Raw genomic sequence first — 8,315 nt, 5'->3', positions numbered from 1 at the left:
AGACGAGCGCGCCGCCGATCTGCCCGTCTGGACACATCTCTACAATTGGCACAGACCACACGCGGCCCTAAAATCAAAACCACCAATCAGCCGGTTACGATTAAATCGGAACAACCTATTGAGGCTCCACATCTAGGTCCGCTCCAGGTCCGCGCTCGGCGCAGATGTGGCCCGTTCTGTCACAGCGCAACCTGTCGCTGCGCAACCAACCGTGCATTGAGTGGCCGCAAAAGATGCATTTGCTCTGGCCTTTGCTGCGGTATCGCGCTATGCGCGCGGCAACTTCCTTACAAAGGCTGACCCCATGGACCTGCGCAATATTGCGATCATCGCGCACGTTGACCACGGCAAAACGACCCTGGTTGACGAGCTTCTGAAACAATCCGGTGCCTTCCGCGAAAACCAGGCTGTGGCAGAGCGTGCCATGGACAGCAACGATCTGGAACGCGAACGTGGCATCACCATCCTGGCCAAAGCCACCTCGGTGGAGTGGAACGGGACCCGGATCAACATCGTTGACACGCCCGGTCACGCCGATTTCGGTGGCGAAGTGGAGCGCATCCTGTCGATGGTGGACGGCGTGGTCCTGTTGGTCGACGCCGCCGAAGGCCCGATGCCTCAGACCAAATTCGTGACCTCCAAGGCGCTGGCCCTGGGCCTGCGCCCGATTGTGGTCGTGAACAAGGTCGACAAACCCGATGGCGAGCCTGATCGCGCACTGGACCAGTGTTTTGATCTCTTTGCCAACCTCGGCGCAGATGATGACCAGCTCGACTTCCCGTCGATGTATGCGTCTGGCCGCTCCGGCTGGGCTGATATGGAGCTGGACGGTCCCCGCAAGGATCTGTCTGCCCTGTTCAACCTGATCGTGGAGCACGTCCCTGCCCCCAAACAGTTGGAGCGCAAGGATGAGCCGTTCCAAATGCTGGCGACCACACTTGGCTCCGACCCGTTCATGGGCCGCATCCTGACCGGCCGTGTCGAAGCGGGTTCGCTGAAAGCAGGCGACAGCCTCAAGGCGCTGAGCCGCGAGGGCGAGCTGATCGAGAACTTCCGCTGCACCAAGGTGCTGGCCTTCCGTGGCCTGTCGCAGCAGCCGATCGATGTGGCCGAAGCCGGTGATATCGTCTCCATCGCGGGCATGACCAAAGCAACCGTGGCGGACTCGCTGCTAGATACATCGGTGAACGAGCCCCTGCCCGCACAGCCGATCGATCCACCCACCATCACCGTGACCTTTGGCATCAACGACAGCCCTCTTGCGGGCCGCGACGGCAAAAAGGTCCAGTCGCGGGTGATCCGTGACCGGCTGATGAAGGAAGCGGAGTCCAACGTCGCCATTCAGGTCAACGACACTCCCGGTGGCGAAGCCTTCGAAGTGGCAGGCCGCGGCGAACTGCAGATGGGCGTGTTGATCGAAAACATGCGCCGCGAAGGGTTCGAGCTGTCCATCTCGCGCCCACAGGTGCTGTTCAACGAAGAAGACGGTGTCCGCATGGAGCCCGTCGAAGAAGCCACCATCGACGTGGATGACGAATACTCTGGCGTGGTTATCGAAAAACTGACCGGCCACCGCAAAGGCGAGCTGGTCGAGATGAAACCAGCCGGTGTGGGCAAAACCCGCATCATCGCGCATGTCCCATCCCGCGGCCTGATCGGCTATCACGGTGAATTCCTGACCGACACGCGCGGCACCGGTGTTCTGAACCGCGTGTTCCACGGCTGGACCCCGCACAAAGGCACCATTCCGGGCCGTCGCGCTGGTGTGCTGATCTCGATGGAAAACGGCACCTCCGTGGCCTACGCCCTTTGGAACCTGGAAGAGCGCGGCAAGATGATGATTGGCGCGCAGGAAGACGTCTATCAGGGCATGATCATTGGTGAGCATTCCCGTGACAACGATCTGGAAGTGAACCCGTTGAAGGGCAAGAAGCTGACCAACGTCCGCGCCTCTGGCTCGGATGACGCGGTACGCCTGACCACACCTATGACGCTCAGCCTCGAAGAGGCGATTGCTTATATCGACGATGACGAACTGGTGGAGGTCACCCCAAACAACGTCCGCCTGCGCAAACGCTATCTCGACCCGCATGAACGCAAGCGGATGGCCAAGGCAAACGCCTGATCACCAACATATCAATACGCAAAAGGCCGTCCCAAGTGGGCGGCCTTTTGTCATTCACTGACGCCGTGCTACTTGGCTTCTTGCCAGCTGAATTTTTACCAGCTGGGGCAAACAGCCGGAAGAACAGGGTATGCGCAAGATACAGGTACAGGGTGTCCACCATATCACGTTGATGGGCGCCGACCGCCAGGGATCTATCGATTTCTGGGAGGGCGTGTTGGGCATGCCTTTCATCTTTGATCAGCCGAACCTGGATGACCCTGATGAGGGACATTTGTATTTCGATCCCGGCGATGGCCGCCTGATCACCATTTTCACTAATGAAACGCGCAAGGGAAATCGCAACCGCACCCCCACCGACGCGGGCTGCGTGCATCACCTGGCCTTCAACGTGTCCAAAGCGACCCTGAGCCAGACGGTGGAGCGGCTGGAGGCACGCGGTATCGGCCATTCAGGGATCAAGGATCGCGGTTTTATGGACTCCATCTATTTCAAAGATCCGCTTGGCCTGTTGATTGAGCTCGCCTGCTACCGGTTTGAACCGCCTATGGGGTGCAGCCATGCCGATGTGATGATCACAGCCCATAAAATCCGTGTTGCGGCGGGCGACTACAATATTCAGCAGACCCATCTTGCGGATGCTATCGAACAACTGGTGGAACAACGCCAACAGAGCCTGTCAACGAACCGCAGCGCGCAAGATCCCTACGCATAAAAAAGGCGGCCCCGTCAGAGCCGCCTTATACTAGATTGGTCTACATCACAGTTCTGGCCTGCCTTGGCTGAACCACACGGACGCAGGGTCAGCTTACCCTGCCTGATGGATCAGGAGCAAAAATTGGGCTCAGCCGATCAGGCCGTGGTTTCAACCACCATCAGTTCGCGTTCAGATGCGCCTTTTGCGTGGCTCAGCGCCTCTTGGTACTCGGGGCTGTTGTAGCAGTCCACCGCAGCCTCGACGCTGGCAAATTTCGCAACCACATTGCGTGGCCGTTCCTTGCCCTCCAGCTGGACGAATTTGCCGCCACGGGCGATGAACTCACCACCGTGTTTCGCAAGCGCCGGGCCTGCCAGCTCTGCGTATTTGCCATAGGCGTCGGCGTCGGTCACGGTTACATGGGCAATCCAAAGTGCGGGCATTGCGGGGCTTCCTTTGTCAGATGATCTTTCCGGCAGGTTACGATGTTTGCCGGAAAGACCAAGTGTTTTTTGACCTGTTGGTCAATTCAGGGATCAGCCCTCGAGGAACGCCTCTGCGGCCTTCAGCGCGTCCTCAGCACCGGAGAAATCCTTGCCACCGCCCTGTGCCATGTCAGGACGGCCACCGCCGCCTTTGCCACCAACAGCAGGCACCGCCGCTTTCAGCACGTCCACAGCCGAAACCTCACCGGTCAGATCGTCGGTAACGCCTGCCGCAACAGCGACCTTGCCACCGTCATTGGCAATCAACAGGATGACGCCAGAGCCGATTTTCTGCTTATGGGCATCAATCAGACCGCGCAGGTCCTTGCCCGACACCCCTTCAAGCGCCTGACCCAGGAAGGTTTTCCCACCGATGTCTTTGGTCTCGGTGCCGCCACCAGCACCGCCGCCCATGGCAACCTGCTGTTTCAACTGGGACACTTCGTTCTGCAATGCCTTGCGCTCGTCCAGCAGCGCCTTGATTCGCTCAGGCACATCTGCGGGCTGCGCTTTCAGCTCCGAGGCGACCTGTGCCAAGAGGTGGTCCTGACCGGTCAGATACTGCAGCGCAGCGTCCCCTGTCAGGGCTTCGATCCGGCGCACGCCTGCGCTGCTGGCGCTGTCACCCAGCACCACGAAGGTGCCGATATCGCCGGTCTGTTTGACATGGGTGCCGCCGCAGAGTTCGAGCGACCAAGTCTGGCCATCCTGACCTTTGCCTGTGGCGGCTTTGCCCATGGAGACAACCCGCACCTCGTCACCATATTTCTCACCAAACAGGGCCTGCGCGCCGAGAGCGCGGGCATCATCTGGCGTCATGATCCGGGTTTCCACGGTGGAGTTCTGGCGGACGAAGTGGTTCACCTGCTGCTCGACCTGGCGGATTTCTGCAAGGCTGAGCGCCTTGGTGTGACTGAAATCGAACCGCAGCCGATCATCCGCGTTCAACGATCCACGCTGCGCCACGTGATCCCCGAGCGCTTCGCGCAGGGCCTCGTGCAACAGGTGCGTGGCGGAGTGGTTGGCCCGGATGGCGCTGCGACGGGCATGATCCACCTGCAGCTGCGCCGCTGCCCCTTTGCTGATGCTGCCGCTTTCAACGGTACCGATATGGATGAACACGCCAGCAGCCTTCTTGGTGTCGGACACGCGCACCACGCCACCTTCGACGACGATCTCGCCGCTGTCGCCGACCTGACCACCAGATTCGGCATAAAACGGCGTCTGGTTCAACACCAGCTGCACATCGGTGCCTGCTGCTGCCTCGTCTACCTGCGCGCCGTTCACGACCAATGCCGCAACCTGGCCCTCGGCGCTTTCGGTTTCATAGCCGAGGAAGTCGGTCGTGCCCGCCTCATCGGCGATATCAAACCAGATCGTGCTGTCCGCACTTTCGCCAGAGCCCGCCCAGGCCGCACGGGCCTTGGCTTTCTGCTCTGCCATCGCGCTGTCAAAGCCGTCGGTGTCGACAGTCCGTCCCTTTTCGCGCAACGCGTCCTGGGTCAGATCAAGGGGGAAGCCATAGGTATCATAGAGTTTGAACGCCGCCGCGCCCGGCAGAGGCGCATCTTCCGGCAACTCCGCCAGCTCGTCGTCCAACAGTTTCAGGCCACGGTCCAATGTCTGTTTGAACCGGGTTTCTTCCTGCAGCAGCGTCTCTTCGATCATGGCCTGAGCCTGACCCAGTTCTGGATAGGCCGCACCCATCTGCTGAACCAGGGCTGGAACCAAACGGTGCATCACCGGATCCTTTGCCCCCAGCAGATGCGCGTGACGCATCGCGCGACGCATGATGCGGCGCAACACATAGCCCCGGCCGTCATTTGATGGCATCACACCATCCGCCATCAGGAAGGATGTGGAACGCAGGTGATCCGCGATCACCCGGTGGTGAACGTTCTGGTCGCCATAGGGGTCAACATTTGTGACATCTGCTGAGGCCTCGATCAGGGCCTTGAACAGATCTGTGTCGTAGTTGTCATGGCTGCCCTGCAGCAGTGCGCCAATCCGCTCCAGCCCCATGCCGGTGTCGATCGACTGCATGTCCAGTGCTTTCATCGAGCCGTCTTCGAACTGCTCGTTCTGCATGAACACGACGTTCCAGATCTCGATGAAACGGTCGCCATCTTCATCAGCGCTGCCCGGAGGGCCACCCCAGATGTGATCACCGTGGTCATAGAAGATCTCGGTGCAGGGACCACAGGGGCCAGTCGGCCCCATCTGCCAAAAGTTGTCCGAGGTATCGATGCGAATGATACGATCCTCTGGAACACCAACTTTCTTCCAGATTTCAAAGGCTTCGTCGTCAGTGTGGTATACTGTCGTCAGCAGCTTGGACTTATCGATACCAAATTCCTTGGTGATCAGCTCCCAGGCAAAGGGGATCGCGTCATCTTTGAAATAATCGCCGAAGGAAAAGTTGCCCAGCATCTCAAAGAAGGTGTGGTGACGGGCGGTGTAGCCCACATTGTCCAGATCGTTGTGCTTGCCGCCGGCGCGCACACATTTCTGGGATGTGGTCGCACGGGTGTAGTCGCGGCTTTCCAGACCGGTGAACAGGTTTTTGAACTGCACCATGCCTGAGTTGGTGAACATCAGGGTCGGGTCGTTGCGCGGCACCAACGGGCTGGAGGAGACAACCTCGTGCCCTTGTTTGGCAAAATAGTTCAGGAAGGTGGAGCGAATATCATTGAGCGTCGGCATATACGAATTCTCTTTGCTGGCTGTCTCAGCGGTCTGGGCAGGTCAATCGAGGCGGGTCTATCTGGGCAGGTCCATCTGGGCAGGGCGGCCCAGTCAAGACAACCCGAGCAACATGACCCGAGCAAGGCGGTTTGCGAAGGTGTATCCCCAGCGCCCCGGGCTGTCCAGCGCTGCAGGGCGCAAAACCATCGCATCGCGACAATGCTGCCAACCAAATGAAAACGGGCGCGGTTTTCACCACGCCCGTTTTGGATTGTTTTCAACTGGGATCTGATGATCAGGTCAGGCTCACGCCTCCAGGATGTCGTCGTCGCCACCTTCTGGCCGGTCGAATTCCAGCCCATGTGCTGCGCGGATCTTATCCTCGATGTCAAAGGCGATATGAGAGTTTTCCCGCAAGAAGGTCTTTGCGTTTTCACGCCCCTGCCCGATGCGTTCATCACCATAGGAGAACCAGGCCCCGGATTTCGCCACAACGCCCGCAGCAACCCCGAGATCCAGCAGCTCACCCATTTTGGAGATGCCTTCGCCATACATGATGTCGAATTCCACCTGTTTGAACGGCGGTGCCACCTTGTTTTTAACGACTTTGACGCGGGTGGCATTACCCACCACTTCGTCCCGGTCCTTGATGGCGCCGATCCGGCGGATATCCAAACGGACGGAGGAGTAGAATTTCAGCGCGTTACCGCCGGTCGTTGTTTCAGGCGAGCCGAACATCACACCGATCTTCATACGGATCTGGTTGATGAAGATCACCATACAGTTGGACCGGCTGATCGATCCCGTCAGTTTGCGCATGGCCTGGCTCATCAGGCGGGCCTGTACACCGACGTTGCTGTCGCCCATATCGCCTTCCAGTTCGGACTTGGGTGTCAATGCCGCCACCGAATCAACGATCACCATATTCACCGCGCCGGAGCGCACCAATGTATCGGTGATTTCCAACGCCTGTTCACCAGTGTCGGGCTGCGAAATCAGCAGCTCATCCAGGTCGACACCCAGCTTTGCGGCATACTGCGAGTCCAACGCATGTTCCGCATCCACAAAGGCACAGACACCGCCCTTGCGCTGCTGCTCTGCGATGCAATGCAGGGTCAGCGTGGTTTTACCTGAACTTTCAGGGCCGTAGATTTCAATGATCCGGCCCATCGGCAGGCCACCAATCCCCAGCGCGATATCAAGCCCAAGCGAACCAGTCGAAGAGGCTTCGATCTCGTTCAATGGGTTGCCGTCGCCGAGCTTCATGATGGAGCCCTTACCGAACTGCCGTTCGATCTGTGCCAAAGCGCTGTCCAGCGCCTTCTGTTTGTCGCCGCTCTTCTTGTTGTCTTTCATGGTCAAAAGATCCGCCATAGTCCCTTGTCCCTTCCTATGTGTCACACCCGCAGGCGGGCGGCAATCACTGCTTTGTTCACCTCATGTTCTGTATGAGATCAAAACAGGAACATTGCAATCAAAAACTTTTCCAGAGGGTCGTGGTTGCTCGTGCTGCCATCTGGTGGCCAAGATGGTTAAGAGAGTGTTACTGATGGCAGAACGGCTCCGGAACCTGAGGGGTTTTTCACGATATGCTGATTTTCTTCAAAGAACGGCTTGCGCTTTTGTCGGTGCCAAAAACCGGCACAACCGCCTATCACGCCGCGTTGGCACACCGGGCCGATCTGGTGATTTCCAACCCACCCGAGCTGAAACACGCGCCGGTTTATCGTTACAACCGCTGGATTCGCCCGATGTTTGAACGGGTGTGCGACGCCGAACTCGACCTGGTGGCGGTGATGCGTGAGCCCATCAGTTGGCTGGGCAGCTGGTATCGCTTTCGCGCCCGTGCCGCATTGGACGGGCATCCCAACAGCACGGCTGGCATGTCATTTGATGCATTTCTGAAAGACGCCTGCCGCGGCAAGCCCCCTGCACATGCCAATGTGGGCAGCCAGGCCAAATTCCTGGAACCCCAGCCCAATGGATGTGCGGTCAAACATCTGTTTCGCTATGAAGAGCCCGACGCTTTGCACAGCTTCCTGCAGGAGCGATTACAGCAGTCGTTCGAGCTGCCACAAAGAAACGTCAGCCCTGCCCTGCCCCTCGCGGTCAGCAACGGAACCGCGGATTTGGTGCGGCGCAAGCGGGCAGCGGAATTTGCGCTTTACGAGAGCCTGACGTAGGGGTCTGATGCCGGAGAGTGCAGAATCCTACGCTAAGGCGGTTTGATCACTTTTTTGACCACCTGTATTCGCCGGTGAGAAGGATGTGGGGCCATCCGAGTGGCGAAATGTGCGCTAGCAGATCTGGTGAACAATCCAGA

The 8,315-nt window shown here is 58.8% G+C and carries 6 protein-coding genes and 1 pseudogene; 4 read left to right on the top strand and 3 right to left on the bottom strand.

Annotated elements, in window-relative coordinates:
- From Q0C28_RS10365 to Q0C28_RS10355, 3 genes and pseudogenes are all read left to right on the top strand, one after another.
- Positions 1-136: pseudogene (locus Q0C28_RS10365) on the top strand (IS481 family transposase); the annotation flags it as partial.
- Between the two features lie 168 nt (positions 137-304).
- Positions 305-2,125, top strand: a complete 1,821-nt coding sequence (typA, locus tag Q0C28_RS10360; RefSeq protein ID WP_293575452.1) for a translational GTPase TypA — start codon at positions 305-307, stop codon at positions 2,123-2,125.
- A 130-nt stretch (positions 2,126-2,255) separates the two neighbouring features.
- Positions 2,256-2,840: a VOC family protein gene (locus tag Q0C28_RS10355; RefSeq protein ID WP_293575450.1), complete on the top strand. Its 585-nt coding sequence runs from the start codon at positions 2,256-2,258 to the stop codon at positions 2,838-2,840.
- A gap of 137 nt (positions 2,841-2,977) precedes the next feature.
- Here Q0C28_RS10355 and Q0C28_RS10350 read toward each other — a convergent pair whose 3' ends face one another.
- From Q0C28_RS10350 to recA, 3 genes are all read right to left on the bottom strand, one after another.
- A complete protein-coding gene (locus tag Q0C28_RS10350) occupies positions 2,978-3,265 on the bottom strand; it encodes a DUF1330 domain-containing protein (RefSeq protein ID WP_293575448.1) in 288 nt (95 codons plus the stop codon).
- Positions 3,266-3,358: 93 nt separating this feature from the next.
- On the bottom strand, positions 3,359-6,010 hold the full coding sequence (alaS, locus tag Q0C28_RS10345; RefSeq protein WP_293575446.1) for an alanine--tRNA ligase: 2,652 nt from the start codon (positions 6,008-6,010) through the stop codon (positions 3,359-3,361).
- 288 nt (positions 6,011-6,298) lie between these two features.
- A complete protein-coding gene (gene recA / locus Q0C28_RS10340; protein WP_293575444.1) occupies positions 6,299-7,366 on the bottom strand; it encodes a recombinase RecA in 1,068 nt (355 codons plus the stop codon).
- 215 nt (positions 7,367-7,581) lie between these two features.
- On the opposite strand from recA, the gene Q0C28_RS10335 reads away from it, so the two are divergent.
- On the top strand, positions 7,582-8,175 hold the full coding sequence (locus Q0C28_RS10335; RefSeq protein WP_293575443.1) for a gamma-glutamyl kinase: 594 nt from the start codon (positions 7,582-7,584) through the stop codon (positions 8,173-8,175).
- Positions 8,176-8,315 lie beyond the last annotated feature (140 nt).

It is taken from the genome of Phaeobacter sp. (genome assembly GCF_022825805.1).
Classification (GTDB): Bacteria; Pseudomonadota; Alphaproteobacteria; order Rhodobacterales; family Rhodobacteraceae; genus Phaeobacter.
This window is presented reverse-complemented; position numbering and strand designations above follow the sequence as displayed.

What these genes read in the sequence shown, in the direction of transcription:
- typA (WP_293575452.1), top strand. Translation starts at nt 305, where the DNA reads ATGGACCTGCGCAATATTGCGATCATCGCGCACGTTGACCACGGCAAA.
- Q0C28_RS10335 (WP_293575443.1), top strand. Translation starts at nt 7,582, where the DNA reads ATGCTGATTTTCTTCAAAGAACGGCTTGCGCTTTTGTCGGTGCCAAAA.
- recA (WP_293575444.1), bottom strand. Translation starts at nt 7,366, where the DNA reads ATGGCGGATCTTTTGACCATGAAAGACAACAAGAAGAGCGGCGACAAA.
- alaS (WP_293575446.1), bottom strand. Translation starts at nt 6,010, where the DNA reads ATGCCGACGCTCAATGATATTCGCTCCACCTTCCTGAACTATTTTGCC.
- Q0C28_RS10350 (WP_293575448.1), bottom strand. Translation starts at nt 3,265, where the DNA reads ATGCCCGCACTTTGGATTGCCCATGTAACCGTGACCGACGCCGACGCC.
- Q0C28_RS10355 (WP_293575450.1), top strand. Translation starts at nt 2,256, where the DNA reads ATGCGCAAGATACAGGTACAGGGTGTCCACCATATCACGTTGATGGGC.